10 protein-coding genes and 1 pseudogene are annotated in these 15,373 nt (G+C 47.2%); 2 read left to right on the forward strand and 9 right to left on the reverse strand.

Going from position 1 to position 15,373, the window contains the following annotated elements; translation table 11 throughout:
- Positions 1-687 precede the first annotated feature (687 nt).
- Positions 688-4,263, forward strand: coding sequence for an eIF2A-related protein (locus HRE53_RS00990; protein WP_235108742.1), 3,576 nt, complete (start codon positions 688-690; stop codon positions 4,261-4,263).
- Positions 4,264-4,354: 91 nt separating this feature from the next.
- Here HRE53_RS00990 and HRE53_RS00995 read toward each other — a convergent pair.
- The 8 genes and pseudogenes from HRE53_RS00995 to HRE53_RS01030 all read right to left on the reverse strand — a co-directional run bounded on the left by HRE53_RS00995 (position 4,355) and on the right by HRE53_RS01030 (position 12,555).
- A pseudogene (locus HRE53_RS00995) lies at positions 4,355-5,570 on the reverse strand (IS256 family transposase).
- Positions 5,571-6,809, reverse strand: a complete 1,239-nt coding sequence (locus tag HRE53_RS01000; protein WP_235106803.1) for an IS256 family transposase — start codon at positions 6,807-6,809, stop codon at positions 5,571-5,573.
- Between the two features lie 588 nt (positions 6,810-7,397).
- Positions 7,398-8,243 carry a hypothetical protein gene (locus HRE53_RS01005; RefSeq protein WP_212661806.1) on the reverse strand — a complete coding sequence of 282 codons (846 nt, stop codon included), beginning with the start codon at positions 8,241-8,243 and terminating at the stop codon, positions 7,398-7,400.
- 124 nt (positions 8,244-8,367) lie between these two features.
- Positions 8,368-8,943: a hypothetical protein gene (locus HRE53_RS01010; protein ID WP_235108743.1), complete on the reverse strand. Its 576-nt coding sequence runs from the start codon at positions 8,941-8,943 to the stop codon at positions 8,368-8,370.
- A gap of 152 nt (positions 8,944-9,095) precedes the next feature.
- A complete protein-coding gene (locus tag HRE53_RS01015; RefSeq protein WP_235108744.1) occupies positions 9,096-9,356 on the reverse strand; it encodes a MoaD/ThiS family protein in 261 nt (86 codons plus the stop codon).
- A 2-nt stretch (positions 9,357-9,358) separates the two neighbouring features.
- Positions 9,359-10,087, reverse strand: a complete 729-nt coding sequence (gene cysH, locus HRE53_RS01020; RefSeq protein WP_235108745.1) for a phosphoadenosine phosphosulfate reductase — start codon at positions 10,085-10,087, stop codon at positions 9,359-9,361.
- A 313-nt stretch (positions 10,088-10,400) separates the two neighbouring features.
- Positions 10,401-12,098, reverse strand: coding sequence for a DUF3352 domain-containing protein (locus tag HRE53_RS01025; protein WP_235108746.1), 1,698 nt, complete (start codon positions 12,096-12,098; stop codon positions 10,401-10,403).
- A 253-nt stretch (positions 12,099-12,351) separates the two neighbouring features.
- Positions 12,352-12,555: a DUF2811 domain-containing protein gene (locus tag HRE53_RS01030; protein ID WP_212661811.1), complete on the reverse strand. Its 204-nt coding sequence runs from the start codon at positions 12,553-12,555 to the stop codon at positions 12,352-12,354.
- A gap of 623 nt (positions 12,556-13,178) precedes the next feature.
- On the opposite strand from HRE53_RS01030, the gene HRE53_RS01035 reads away from it, so the two are divergent.
- On the forward strand, positions 13,179-14,240 hold the full coding sequence (locus tag HRE53_RS01035; protein WP_235108747.1) for a PstS family phosphate ABC transporter substrate-binding protein: 1,062 nt from the start codon (positions 13,179-13,181) through the stop codon (positions 14,238-14,240).
- A gap of 2 nt (positions 14,241-14,242) precedes the next feature.
- Here HRE53_RS01035 and HRE53_RS01040 read toward each other — a convergent pair whose 3' ends face one another.
- Positions 14,243-15,340, reverse strand: coding sequence for a calcium/sodium antiporter (locus tag HRE53_RS01040; protein ID WP_235108748.1), 1,098 nt, complete (start codon positions 15,338-15,340; stop codon positions 14,243-14,245).
- Positions 15,341-15,373: the final 33 nt, after the last annotated feature.

Below are 15,373 nucleotides of genomic sequence, written 5' to 3' on the forward strand. Positions count from 1 at the left end.
TCCAGGTGCAAACACCTGCAAGCCTGAACCAACAGCGAATCTCAAATATTTGCGCTAATTGGAAATAGGGAACACCGAGTAAAAACTTGATGACACCTGTTTGTCAGCTCTCATGGCTGAGCAAGAGCTAAGAAGTAAGGTTCTTCATTCCTATCTCTTGGCCACGCTAAAAAGCTGTGTCATGCATTCATGGTTAGGATAGAAATATCTTCCCCTTGAATTTATTTTTATCTAGATAAAAATAATCTCAATTCTATTGATGGTTGAACCAATAGAATTGAAGATTTGAGTGAATCAAAGACTTGATATCTACTATCAAACGGTATGGCTGACTGAATTAAGCCCTGAGAATGCCTGACTTTGGCCTGACTTATCACTGAGTTTATTTGTAATTTCTCGCAGAATAAGCATCAATAGAAGTAAAAGGAGCAATCAAATATATGGAACCTGCCAACGCAAGCCATTGAGAGGGTTATCCTCAACCGTTAATAGATTTCAGTTTTATCATTTTTCTAGAGTAAAAACTATGATTCTGAAGCCTAAATCTACACCCATCCCCCCCTTCTCTGAGAAAAAACTTCTTAGTCAACAGAAGCACTTGAATCCCAGCTGTCCAGATCCCGTTGAGACATACAACAGAAACATCCACCGAGAGGACCGAATTAGCCAATTTTTTTAGGATGACGCATGTCTAGATCTCTAAGCATCCATAGCGATTGTATTGACCGTACTAAAGTAGCGCTGAAGCGGAGTGGCTTCCACAGTCAGCGTTCCTTAGCTGAGCATGTCGGCTTTAGCTTGTCTACCGTCAGTAACTTTTTAAGAGGGAAGCCTGTCGATTTTGCCACTTTTGTTGAACTCTGTGAACAGGTGAATTTAGATTGGCAAGCGGTGGCAGATCTAGGAGATCCAGTCCAGAAAAGTTTTTCACAGTACCCATCGTCTCCATCACAATCCCCAACCACTCGGGCAAGCTATCAAGATTGGGGAGAGGCCATAGATGTTTCCCGGTTTTATGGCCGGTCGGTAGATCTCAATAGGTTGTACACCTGGATTCAGACCGATCATTGTCGATTGGTCACCCTTCTGGGCATGGGAGGAGTAGGCAAAACGGCCCTAGCTGTAAAGGTAGCCCGGGAATTACAGGACCAGTATGATACGGTCATTTTTCGTAGCTTACGCAATGCTCCTGGGGTAGAGTCCTTGTTGGCTCAATTGATTCAAGTCCTCTCTCATCACCAGGAAACCAGAGTTTTTGAGTCTATTGCGGATTTGTTGTCGCGATTGGTACAGCATTTGCAGGAGAAACGCTGTTTGCTGATCTTAGACAATGCTGAGTCGATTTTAGAGGACTGCAATCGGGCTGGTGTCTATCGAGCTGGATATGAAGGATATGGGCAATTATTCAAAATAGTCGGAGAAACCCACCACAAAAGCTGTCTACTCCTAACATCTAGAGAGAAACCCCAGGGCTTAAATGGATTAGAAGGAGACAAATTACCCGTTCGCTGCCACCAAATTCAAGGACTATCAACTCAAGCAGGCCGTGAAGTTTTTAGTGCTATTGGTACCTATAAGGGCGGCGATGAAGACTGGTCAATCTTAATTGAGCGCTATATCGGTAATCCCCTGGCCCTCAAAATTGTGGCAACCTTTATTCGGGATGTTTTTGACTCTAACCTCAGTCACTTTCTGAGGTTTCTCAAACAAGAACCTTTTATTTTTGATGACATTCAGGATTTACTAGGTCAGCAATTTCAACGTCTCAGTGCCCATGAGGCAGAGGTGTTATATTGGCTGGCCATCCATCGAGGACCCAGCTCCTATCAAGACATTCAGGCGGATATGCTGTCGCCGACTTCTATGGGAGAACTTTTGCAAACGGTTGCAGCCCTGCAAAATCGATCCTTAATCGAGAAATCTGCCAATTATTTCACGTTGCAGCCCGTTGTCATGGAGTACATGACCGCCCAGCTGATCCAAGAGATCTCTACATCCATCCAACAGAACCGGATCAACTGGTTTGCACAATACCCATTAGTCAAAGCTCAAGCCCCCGTTTCCATTGTTGAAACCCAAAGATGCTTGATTCTGCAGCCCATCGTTGATCGCCTATTAACTGCATTTGGAACAGCAGAAACAATTATTGAACATTTATTTTCCTTAATTCCTCAGCTTCAGGAACAAGCTCACCTGGAAAAAGGATATTTCTGTAGCAACCTTCTCCACCTGGCTAAAGCGATGAAGGTTGATATCAGTGGCCGAGACTTGTCAGAAATGACCATCCGACAGGCGGACTTGCAGGGGATGGTGCTCCACGGTACCCACTTTGTTAATGCTAACTTTCGGGATTCTAGCTTTTCAGAAATTCTCGATGAGGTGAAAGCCGTCGCCTTTAGTCCCGATGGTCGGTATCTTGCGATCGCAGATCAGGATTGCAAAGTCAGGGTCTGGTGTGCCCAAACCTATCAACAATTGTGGGTAGGCCATGAGCATCAAAACGCCGTCCTTTCCATCGCCTTTAGTCCCGACAGTCACACCTTAGCCAGTGCCAGCGCGGACCATACTCTTAAGCTCTGGAATGCAGAAGCTGGTAACTGTCTTTATACCTTCCACGGTCATGGCTCGGAAGTCTGTACAGTTGCATTTAGCCCAGATGGTCAACTTCTGGCCTCTGGCAGCAAGGACACCACCCTAAAAATTTGGGGCGTTGATGATTACGCGTGTCTGCAGACCCTAGCAGGTCATCAACAAGCCATCTTTACCATGGCCTTTAGTCCCGATAGTTCAATGATTGCCAGTGGGAGTTCCGATAAAACGATCAAGCTTTGGGAGGTTGAAGGCGGTACCTGTAAACAAACTCTTCGTGGGCACCAAAACTGGGTCATGTCTGTGGCATTTTGCCCCCAAACCCACCGTATCGCCAGCTGTAGTACAGACTGCACCATTAAGCTCTGGGAGCGTGGTAGGGATGAGCCGCTGCAGACCTTTAACGGTCACCACAACTGGGTAAACGCCCTTGCCTTTAGTCCAGACGGCAGTAAGTTGGTTAGCAGCAGCGGCGACCAAACTATCAAATTATGGAACGTTAAACAGGGGCGCTGTCTCCGCACCCTTACGGGGCATCACCACGGTGTTTTTACCATCGCCTTTCACCCCAATGGCCGCTTAGTGGTGAGTGGCAGCCTGGATCAAACTGTGCGGCTATGGGATATCGATAGCGGTAGCTGTTTGAAAGTGTTAACGGGGTATACCAACCGGATTTTTGCCGTTGCCTGCAGTCCTGATGGACAAACCATTGCTAGCGGAAGTTTTGATCAAAATATTCGTCTATGGGATCGGCAAGAGGGAACGATGTTGCAATCCCTAAAAGGGCATCATCAGCCCGTCTACTCCTTAGCCTTTAGTCCCCAGGGTGACATCCTCGCCAGTGGTAGCGGTGACTATTCCATTAAGCTTTGGCATTATCCCAGTGGCCGATGTATTAGTACCCTCACTGGCCATCGAGGTTGGGTTTATGGTTTAGCCTATAGCCCGGATGGCAACTGGCTAGCGTCTGGGGCTAGCGACCATAATATTAAAATATGGAGCCTCAATACTGAAGCCTGCATCATGACTCTGACCGGCCATCAGACCTGGATTTGGTCCGTTGCTGTCAGCCCCGATAGTCAGTACATCGCTAGCGGCAGTGGAGACCGCACCATACGGCTATGGAATGTCCAAACCGGAGAAAGCATCCATACCTTATCGGGCCATAAAGATCGGGTGTTCTCAGTCGCCTTTAGTCCTGATGGCAAGTTAGTGGTGAGTGGAAGCTTTGACCACACCATTAAAATCTGGGATGTGCAAACAGGGCAATGTCTGCAAACCTTAACGGGGCACACCAATGGCATTTATACCGTTGCCTTTAGTCCTGATGGTAAAACGTTGGCCAGTGGCAGCCTAGACCAAACAATTAAGCTTTGGGATTTGGCGACGGGGAACTGTATAGGAACCTTTGAAGGTCATGAAAATGAAGTAAGATCCCTAGCCTTTCTACCCCCTTTATCGAATACAGAGCCCTCTCAAATTGCCAGTGGTTCCCAGGATCAGACCTTGAGAATCTGGCAGATGCAGTCCAGGGAATGCCAAAAAATCCTCAGGGTAAAACCGCTTTATGATGGGATGAATATTGCTGGGACGACGGGATTGACGAAGGCCCAGAAAGCCTCCTTAAAAGCTTTGGGAGCCTGTGAGCATTTTATGGCTAATACACTTCAGTAAATTCCCATGAGAAAAAGGTGATTTAACGGATCAGTAGAAAATTTAACTATTTTTCGAGAGTGTTTAGATTTTTGTGTAAGCCGTAACGTATTCAATAGTTGAATCGTGTTGGGAACAGAATAGCAAAATGGGACAGCGCCGCCTTCCAATTCAAAATCGGTCTGGTCCATCTCTTCGAGATATTCCTCATCGCCAGAAACATCAATTTGTAGACAGACTCTTCATTCGGGAAGACAGCTTTGGTCTTAATCACCTTTCGCAGTGAGCGATTGAGCGACTCAATGGCATTAGTGGTGTAGATAACCTTTCGGATGGCCATTGGGTACTTAAACAACGGAGCAATATTATCCCAATGCCGTATCCAGATTTGGCTGATGCCAGGATACGTCTGGTCCCATTTGTTGGCAAACGCATCCAAGGCAGCCTCAGATTCCTCCAAAGTGGCCGCTTGATAAATGGGCTTGAGGTCTGCAGCTACGGCTCGACTTTCCTTCCAAGGCACATGGCGCAAACTATTGCGAATGAGATGAACGATACAAACTTGAACTTGAGTATCGGGATAAACCGATTCAATCGCCTGGGGAAAGCCTTTGAGACCATCACAGCAAGCAATCAAGATATCCTGAGCGCCTCGGTTTTTAAGGTCTGTGAGCACTGAAAGCCAGAATTTTGCTCCCTCCCGCTCGGCAGCCCCTATCCATAATCCCAACAGCTCTTTGTTTCCCTCCACAGTTACCGCTAGCGCGACATAGACGGCTCGCTTGCTGACTTGGCCATTGACTTTGATGTTCACATACAGGGCATCGAGATAGACAATCGGATACACCTCATCCAATGGTCTTGAGCGCCAGTCTTTAACCTCCTCCATGACACTATTGGTGACGTCACTAATCAGACCCTCAGAGATATTGGCCCCCATACAGCTCCACCAATTGAGCTCGAATATCACGAGTGGTCATGCCACGAGCATATAAGGCGATGATTTTCTCGTCGAGTCCCGCGATACGTCGCTGGCCTTTGGGCACGAGGACAGGCTCAAACTCACTGCAACGGTCGCGAGGAATCGATAGGTCCATCTCTCCTTGTTCAGTCTGGACGGTCTTTTTCGAGTAACCATTGCGACTGTTTCTAGGGCCATGAGAACGCTCATCGACGGAGGATTGATGCAGGTGATGAGTCAATTCACCTGCCAAGGCTCGTTCCACTAGGCGTTTGCTGAGTTGTTTGAGCAGTCCTGATTCGCCCAGAATATCCTCTGGCTGTGGATTCTCGAGAGTGTTTAGATTTTTGTGTAAGCCGTAACGTATTCAATAGTTGAATCGTGTTGGGAACAGAATAGCAAAATGGGACAGCGCCGCCTTCCAATTCAAAATCGGTCTGGTCCATCTCTTCGAGATATTCCTCATCGCCAGAAACATCAATTTGTAAACAGACTCTTCATTCGGGAAGACAGCTTTGGTCTTAATCACCTTTCGCAGTGAGCGATTGAGCGACTCAATGGCATTAGTGGTGTAGATAACCTTTCGGATGGCCATTGGGTACTTAAACAACGGAGCAATATTATCCCAATGCCGTATCCAGATTTGGCTGATGCCAGGATACGTCTGGTCCCATTTGTTGGCAAACGCATCCAAGGCAGCCTCAGATTCCTCCAAAGTGGCCGCTTGATAAATGGGCTTGAGGTCTGCAGCTACGGCTCGACTTTCCTTCCAAGGCACATGGCGCAAACTATTGCGAATGAGATGAACGATACAAACTTGAACTTGAGTATCGGGATAGACCGATTCAATCGCCTGGGGAAAGCCTTTGAGACCATCACAGCAAGCAATCAAGATATCCTGAGCGCCTCGGTTTTTAAGGTCTGTGAGCACTGAAAGCCAGAATTTTGCTCCCTCCCGCTCGGCAGCCCCTATCCATAATCCCAACAGCTCTTTGTTTCCCTCCACAGTTACCGCTAGCGCGACATAGACGGCTCGCTTGCTGACTTGGCCATTGACTTTGATGTTCACATACAGGGCATCGAGATAGACAATCGGATACACCTCATCCAATGGTCTTGAGCGCCAGTCTTTAACCTCCTCCATGACACTATTGGTGACGTCACTAATCAGACCCTCAGAGATATTGGCCCCATACAGCTCCACCAATTGAGCTCGAATATCACGAGTGGTCATGCCACGAGCATATAAGGCGATGATTTTCTCGTCGAGTCCCGCGATACGTCGCTGGCCTTTGGGCACGAGGACAGGCTCAAACTCACTGCAACGGTCGCGAGGAATCGATAGGTCCATCTCTCCTTGTTCAGTCTGGACGGTCTTTTTCGAGTAACCATTGCGACTGTTTCTAGGGCCATGAGAACGCTCATCGACGGAGGATTGATGCAGGTGATGAGTCAATTCACCTGCCAAGGCTCGTTCCACTAGGCGTTTGCTGAGTTGTTTGAGCAGTCCTGATTCGCCCAGAATATCCTCTGGCTGTGGATTCTCTCCAATGAGTTCATCCAATAGCTCATCAACTCGATTGGGTACTTGTTTCTTTCTAGACATGATGCGGTCTCCTGGTGTGTTTGGATTCTAGACCGCTTACACAAAACTCTGATCAGTCTCGGATTCTCTCCAATGAGTTCATCCAATAGCTCATCAACTCGATTGGGTACTTGTTTCTTTCTAGACATGATGCGGTCTCCTGGTGTGTTTGGATTCTAGACCGCTTACACAAAACTCTGATCAGTCTCTCAACTCAATTGGGTACTTGTTTCTTTCTAGACATGATGCGGTCTCCTGGTGTGTTTGGATTCTAGACCGCTTACACAAAACTCTGATCAGTCTCAATGAGTTCATCCAATAGCTCATCAACTCGATTGGGTACTTGTTTCTTTCTAGACATGATGCGGTCTCCTGGTGTGTTTGGATTCTAGACCGCTTACACAAAACTCTGATCAGTCTCATTTTTCTACAAAAACTCCTAGAAGTTTTGCTGCATTTAGGTTTGAAAGTCCTATCACCCCTTAACAAAACAGGGCCAAAATCCCAACTAGAGGAGAGATTGTAGTCCTAAAAAGAAAAGCAATGGCCTTCGTTTTATCAAAAGCCATCGCCATCAGTCAACGCCAACACAACTTGGAGAACCTCAACCTAACGCCACATCTCACGCCAAGCACCTCCAACATCGAAACCATTGCCTACGGGCTTAATTTTCAAAGAACTGTAGTTGAAATGGTTACAGACTGGCCCAAAAACACTGCCACAAATATCACTGGCTCCTGCCCCTTTTTGCAACCGAGTTCCTAAATGACTATAGGTTGATTGTCCCCATTGGCCATTGCCAAACCAAGTCGTGAAGTAGCGCTTGGGAGCATAAGTTCCTTTCGGGCCAGCCTTCAAGACACATCGCAGTCCTCTGCCCTGGCGACCCTTCGGTAGCGAAACTAAATCTGCAACCCGATATTGATCAAAAAACTTACCGCAGGTGCGAGCCCGACGTAAGGGTTGATATTGGGTCGTTCGCACCTGTACCCATTCTTCATTCCAGGCTCCCGTTACACGGATCCGGCGGGGAGAGATCATCCGGACCCGTAAGTTTCCGGGGAAGTTATTCTTAAAATATTCGCCATTGCCATAGATATCTGACGCATAGCCCCGCATGAGGCGACGATTACCAAATGCATGGCCGACGTGACGATAGGATTTGCCATTCCAATTGCCTTCGCCATACCAAGCAATCTTGGGAAATCGTCGAGATCCTCTTCTCACGGTAGTGACCTTAACACAACGGATACCCTGGCCTTTCTGCTGATTTAAAGACCGGACCACAAAGGTTTTCAGATGACGTCCGCAGGAAAATTTTTTCGTCGTGAGTGGACGTTGGCTTAAGGTTCGCTGGGGAATTGTTTGCGCATTGATGGCTGGAGCCATAGATAGGGCCAAGACCCCACCTAGAGCCAGCGACTTCAGTTGATTCATATTTTGCTGAACAGACATGACCTGACTCCTGTAGATAGTGATAAGGAAAAGCTCCTTACACTCGTCTATAGGTTGGAGTCCGGTCAGTTATGCAGGGGTTACAGCAAAAGATCTAGTGTTCAATACATTCCAATGGGATAAATTAGATAGCAGGTAAAGGTTCAGGCTTTTCTTGGCCCACGCCAAATCCCAACGCTCCACTTGAATAAGTAGAGCCAAAATTCTGAACTAGCTGGTTGACTTGACTCAAGGCTGAGCGAAAGTCACGATCTTGCAGTGAAGACAAGGGATGAAGAAAGGTAGCGAAGACAATTCCATTGCTGACTGCATACCGACCATCCAAAGCCGTATGGAAATTAGCAAGCAACATATTGTCCCGTTGTTCTGGAGTGATCTCTGCTGCCTTTTTGATGGGAGCCAGAATTCGCATTCGATCATGCTGTGCGCTTGTCAGTATAAGCATGGTTCGCCCGTCATACTTAAAGGTGATCTGCCCTGGCTCAACTTGAACATCAGATGCCTCATTCCGCAGAATCGTTTCCAGCTGTTCAATCGTTGTAGATCCTGCCTTGGGACTTTCAGATTGGGTGAATTTGGGGATGAGCTGGGCCTGAACTGCGTTTAGCTTTGCCTGGGGCAAGACAGTTGTCTGAGCTCTGGCCCAAGTCAAGGAGGCGATCGCTCCCACAAACAGAACTAATAAAGACATTTTTTTCATCGCAGCACCCTGACCAGATAACTCATTTAGCATAAGCATCTAAAGTGAGAATTCCCTGAATCCAGCCTAAACGCCACGAAGTTCAAGCCTGACGGGTGGGGCTTAGTATTTGGATCGTTAGCTGCCAACTATCGTTTCTATCGCCCTATACCTTAACCCCCACTCACGGGGGGAATCAATACCACTTCATCGCCAGACTGTAATGGCGTATCTCCAGAGACAAAATCTAGATTGACACCAAAATGGGTCACAGACTGTAAGGATGCCAACTCTGGATATTGGTCCCAAAAATATTGACCGACTTGAACCACGGTTGAACCTTCAGGAAATTCCAGTTCCAGCTCAGGGGAACCAATCACTTCCTGGTAAGCCGCAAACAGCTTGACCGTTACTTTCATGCTAGGAGCAGACATCCTTACGCATGCATTCCACATTCTGTACGGGCCTTTCCTCGCCAGCGCCCGGCCCGCTCTTCTTCGCCAGCCTTTGTCATCGTGGTTAAGGGCTGATCGCCAATACTGGCATATCCCTGATCATAAAGGGGGTTATACAACACCTGATTGTTGATCAGATAGTTCCACACACCTTTATAAGACCAGTTAGCTAAGGGATTAACTTTTAATCGTCCTGCCTGATCGCATTCAAAAATAGGCATCTTCCCTCTCGTAGAGGACTGATCTCGTCGTCGTCCGGTTATCCAAGTGGCGGCCTGAAGCTGTTCCAAGCCTCGCTGCAAAGGTTCAACTTTGGTCAATTGATGAAACTGTTCTAAATCCGTTTCCCAGAGCTGCTCACCATATTGTTGGGAAAAGTCAGTTCGAGACGTGACACCTTTGGGGTGAAAAATTTGCAAATCCAACCCGTAATGAGCCTGAGCATCGTTTGCCAGTTTTAATGTCTCAGGAAAATGATGCAGGGTATCCAAGAATAAGACGGGGATAGACGGATTGGGATTGAGGTCTTTGTAAAGCAAGTCCATAATCACCATGCCACTCGCCCCAAACGCTGTGCTCTGGATCAGTCCATCAGATAGATTCTCTAAGCACCAAGTCAAAATACTTTTGGGATGGACTTCATCAAACTGTTGATTCAGCTGATCTATATCAACAGTCTGCTGCTTGGGGGCCTCGATGCATGGATCCATAGTGCCAATGCCAACCTATTTCAAATTCGGTACGAACATTCTAACTGCTTATTCTCCGAATCTCCACCGGATAACCGTAGTATGAAGTTCGGTCTTTTTGAGTTGGACACAGCTTAGGGGGTGGTCAACGGACAACGATGTAACCCATTTGACAGTTTTCCAGGCCAGGGCGTGTGTGGTTTCACACCGACCCTAGGGCATCACTAGATTCGAGAGGCTATATTCCTATGCAACCTCAGACTTTTAGCCCTAAACGACTTGTCTCAATCTCGCTTAAAGTACCTCTCTTTCTCCCAAGCCCAGACCCGCTTCACTAAAAGCGAAAATACCACTGACTATGCTGAACTTCAGAGGTTTCGCCATAACTACTGACGGATACCGACCGTAGTTTACTCAGGAGAGTTTGAGCATTACTTTCTAACTTGGAAATAACCGGTAGATTCTTTTTCAGAATTGGCTTCATCACGGGCCAATCCAAATATAAGAACCCTTGATTGGGCTGATCGAAAGGTGCGATCGCATCTTGAAACGACCGCTGGTTGATTAAGGCATCATTGCCTGCATCCAAGGCCAACCCTAAAGCTTCCGGCGAGCTTGCCAACACCTTTTGGTTATCAATATTGGCGTAGGCCCCAGTGACTTCCGTCTTAAAGGTCAGGTTGCTACCGCGTGTACTATCGATTTCTTGGGATACCAAACGGGTCCAAGCATAGACTTTCCGACCAGCCAGTTCAAAGGGACTGGTTCCGAGATCCTGTTCGGTTGCTAATTCATTGAGATGATTAGAGAGTTGCGTAGATTTATCGCTGTTGGTCTGCTCATAGGCAAATAACCAATCAGCTTCAGTATTTGCTTGGGCTGACAGGACGGGAGACAAGGAATCCGGCAACAGTGCCCAGGCATAATCTCCATCCACCCAGGGGAAAATTTTGCTGGTGAGATTTAGCCCTCGGGTTTTCCCCCAAGTGCCCAGGCTTTGATTGACCCAAGATTTGAGATTGGGATATCCCTGTAAATCCTGGTTAATTTGAGACCATAAGGTGCCTAAATTCGATCCAGATACGACAAACGGACTATTGCCTGGGAAATAACTGAGGGCCGCCATCGGCTCTTGCGGGGTTGTCTTAATAGCTGGCAGGTCTCGATCCCCACTGGCAATCAAAGCTGTCTCTGCTAACAGGCCTTGACGAGATTCACCAAAGGCAATCCCCAAGCTGCGATAGGTGGGGGGAGTGGTGGCCGCTTGACCGGAAATGGCCGGAATCAGCTTTTCTAAATCCAGATAGGCGATACCGGACTGTTGTTTTTGCGTCAGGTTTGCGATCGCAGTTTTGTACTCTGCTCGTTTCGCCAATTGAGTCCCTTGTTTTTTGGACGTATCTACCGCCTGTTCCAACACTTGGCGCTGATTGGCAATTAAGATAAAGTGATCATCTAATTTGGCAGTGGTCAAATATCGTACGGGTTTCAGAAGACCTGGCAAGGAAGCGGACGTAGCCAAATTGGGTGACACATCAGCAGAGATCAGATCGACCCCAGCATACCGCTCGAAATTAATGGTTTGGCCATCTGTAGCCTGCTGCTGCCAAATACGCTCCAAAAAAGCATCTGCATCCCGATTATTTCGGGTTTTGACCGCTAATAGATATCCGGGTTGCTCCTTATCCAAATTCGTTAAGGCAAAGGTAATTTCGTCGCTCACCCAAGGGCGAATATCTTTTTGGTAATCTATGCCCCCACTTGCCAACAAAGCCGCAGGTAAATCAGTCAGTTGAGAAGACGCTCCGACCGATCCATTCCCCGCCATCTTCAATGGGCTATTGCCCGTTAAGGAAACCATTAAAGCAGTCGTGTCTGGAATAAAATGGGCCGATTCAGGCCCTAGCGCTGGCTCGGGCAACGGAGGAGCCAATTCAGGTTCAGCCTCAAGCGCCCAGACGGGTCCTCCCCAGAGCAGCAGGGCAAGAGCACTGGCTAATAACTGAAGACAAACAGAACGAAGTTTTACCATAGAGTGCGAAAGTCAGGCTCGTAAAGACCAGAGATTGCAATGGGGCCAAGAAAACCTACAGAAGCTTTTTGACCGTATCAGCCCCATTATTTCAGCAAACTGTACCTGAACAAGTTAAGCAATCTAAAATCTACCAGACTCGCCATCCATCTTCCATAAGCCCCTCTGGCCTCACTCTATCCAAGGGCCATAAAGACTTACTGCTCCATCCAACCCTTCATGACTGAAAGTGCCATCTCACTATCTCAGACCTTTATCCAGCAGAGCGCTGAAACAGCGTATCTAAATAGACCCGAGCTGCACGACGATCGCCTTCGCCATTTTGCAACAAGAATAAAGATAGGGCTGCCGCAAAAACTCGATCCTGGTCCCAATCAGGATGAGACTCTAAGTATCCTTTGAGAGTTTGGTGCAACTCCTCAGGAATTTCAGCAAGAATGCTAATAGTTGCGTTCATAGTTATCAATCTTGGCAATACAGTTCGATTCAATCGTCATTTGCGTGCACGAACCCTGCCCCCCCCCCAATACTGAGAGCACTCAAATAACTTAGGCCGACTCATTTTGCGCTATGTGGGGGGTGGGGTTGTCAATGGTTAAGCGTCAAATGAATTCTTAAGAAAAAAAGCAACTGCTAACGCAAAATCAATAGTTTTAAGCATTTTTTATTTACATATATTCATATTTTCCTGGGGAAATCTCATCTGAGCCCCCAAAATCCCCAGAAATTTCTCAAGCGCTTTTAGTCTCATCCATACCCTGTGGAAAACATTGGGAGATCTGTGGAAAACCGTGGAAAAACTTGTGGAAAGCTTGGGGATAACCTGGGGAAAGATAATTATTTGAGAAAATTATATTTATCGGCCATCAAGTCACCATTTGATTATTTTTTCAGGACGACAGCTCGTTACAGAAGTACTTGGGCAACACTAGAATCTTTTTAAAACAAGCTAAATAAGAAATAATGTTTGTTCCTAGAAAAATCATTGAGTAGGGATGGGATAATAAATTTCAGTCTCAGTCCCTATAAAATCTGCTCATTCTCCAACCATTGATTGATGGGATTGATCTGGATATTGTTATGAACCCTCTTAAAAATCCCAAGCAAAATAGAGATCTGGTCCTCCCAGGCATGATCGCAGTCGGGTTAGTTTGGTCAGTCGGTCTTCTAGGCTTCGGCATTTGGCAAAACCTCCAAACCTCTCAACAGAAGGGAGAACAGCCCCAAGCTTCCACTTTAGAATCCGTCTCAGACGATTCAACCTTTACTCAGGTTAATCCCGTCCCTTCAGGGCGATTTAGGTATAGCGGCAGCCCTGACTGGTCATCCATCCGACTCGTAGTCGACTCTGCCATCCAATCGGAACGGCGAGAATATCAACTCAGCTATGTACAGCCCAGTGATCAACCCGCTAATTCTGTAACTGCCATAGCACTACTGCTCCAAGACAAATTGGATTTTGTCCAATCCGACCGCCCCCTCCGGCCAGATGAAATAAAGCAGGCCCAAGCGAATGGAATAGAGCTGAAACAAACCCCTGTAGCAACGGACGGCATCGCCATTGCCACCCATCCCAGCCTCTCGATCCCAGGTCTCACCCTCCAAGAACTGGCAAACATCTACCAGGGGAAAATTACCAACTGGCAGCAAGTGGGTGGACCCAACTTAGACATTCAGCCCTTGTCCCTTTCTGTCGGCTCTGTCGGGAGCGTAGACCTATTTCTCAGCAAAGTCATGCAGGGCCAGTCTTTTAGCAAGACCATAGACTACTCCCCCAACATGACCGCCGCCTTGAGAAAGTTGGCTGAAAGTCCTGGCGGTATCCTCTTTGGTTCATCCGCAGAGATCATTCCCCAATGCTCAGTCAAACCGTTACCCCTTGGCAAGGAACCCCAGCAATGGATTGCGCCTTATCAATCTCCCTACGTCTTATCTCAAGACTGCCCTAACCAACGCAATCGAATTAATAGCACTGCATTTCTGAGTCAGGAGTATCCCCTCACCCATCCGCTATACGTCATCTATCCCCACAACAGTTCCCCAGCTGGAGAAGCTTATACACAACTGTTGCTCAGTAACCAAGGCCAGGAATTGCTGGTCAAAGCTGGATTCGTCCAGCTCTCTCCCGGCTCGCAACCGTAGTTCTAGACTTTCTTGCTCTGTTGGTGACGAACTGTTCTGAAGGTAATAATTGCAAACGTAATGATCGTCAAGGGAGCGACAAAGGTACTGATGACGGTCGTCAGCACGCTAATGCCCTCATGGTGCATGGTATTCAGCACTAAGTAGCTGTTATAGGCCATGTAGTAGATCAAGAATAATACCCCTTCCCAACGAGAGATCACATTGCCCGTCGCGAAAATGGGAAGACAAGCCACTGCAGCCGCAATCATAATAGGGATATCGAAGGAGCGAACTGTGTTAGCAACATCGATGCCTTCAGGAGCAAGCATACTGGCCAATCCTAAGGCCGTTAAAATATTGAAAATATTACTGCCAATGACATTGCCAACGGCAATGTCTCGCTCCCCCCGAATACTCGCCACAATGGACGTTGCTAACTCTGGCAAAGACGTTCCCACTGAAATAATGGTTAATCCAATCACGAGTTCAGAAATCCCAAATTTCTGAGCAATTTTGACCGAACCATCTACCAATGAATTGGATCCTGACACTAATAAAATCGCACCAACAACGACATACCCTAGATTGGCCAACAAGCCTGGTCCTGTACGCTGAATGGGCTTACCATATTCATTGGCATACTCAGCTTGAACTTCTTCGTTATGTTCTCGCCGACCTTGATAAATCAAAAAGAGGGTATAGATAATCCCTCCTAAACATAAGATCACGCCATCCGATCGCCCCAAGTTGCCATCCCAACTAAATAGCCACATCAAACCGGAGACCCCAATCATAATGGGAACATCTAGACGGACCAATTGCTGAGCCACCAATAGAGGTGTAATCAGAGAAGACAGACCTAAGATCAGCAGAATATTAAAGATATTACTGCCAATTACATTTCCCAAAGAGATGTCACCTTGGCCAATCAGACTAGATTTGACACTGACCGCCATTTCGGGGGCGCTGGTGCCGTAGGCCACAATGGTGAGGCCAATAATCAAAGGAGACAGACCAACCATCGTTGCTAAGCGAGAAGCACCTCGAACTAGGGCTTCTGCCCCAACAACTAACAGCACTAAACCGCCAACAATAGCAGCGATAGCCGTTACGATCATGGTTGTTCCCTAGATAAGATTGCCAACTTGCGC

This window comes from Acaryochloris sp. 'Moss Beach' (assembly GCF_021497025.1).
GTDB classification, from domain to species: domain Bacteria; phylum Cyanobacteriota; class Cyanobacteriia; order Thermosynechococcales; family Thermosynechococcaceae; genus Acaryochloris; species Acaryochloris marina_A.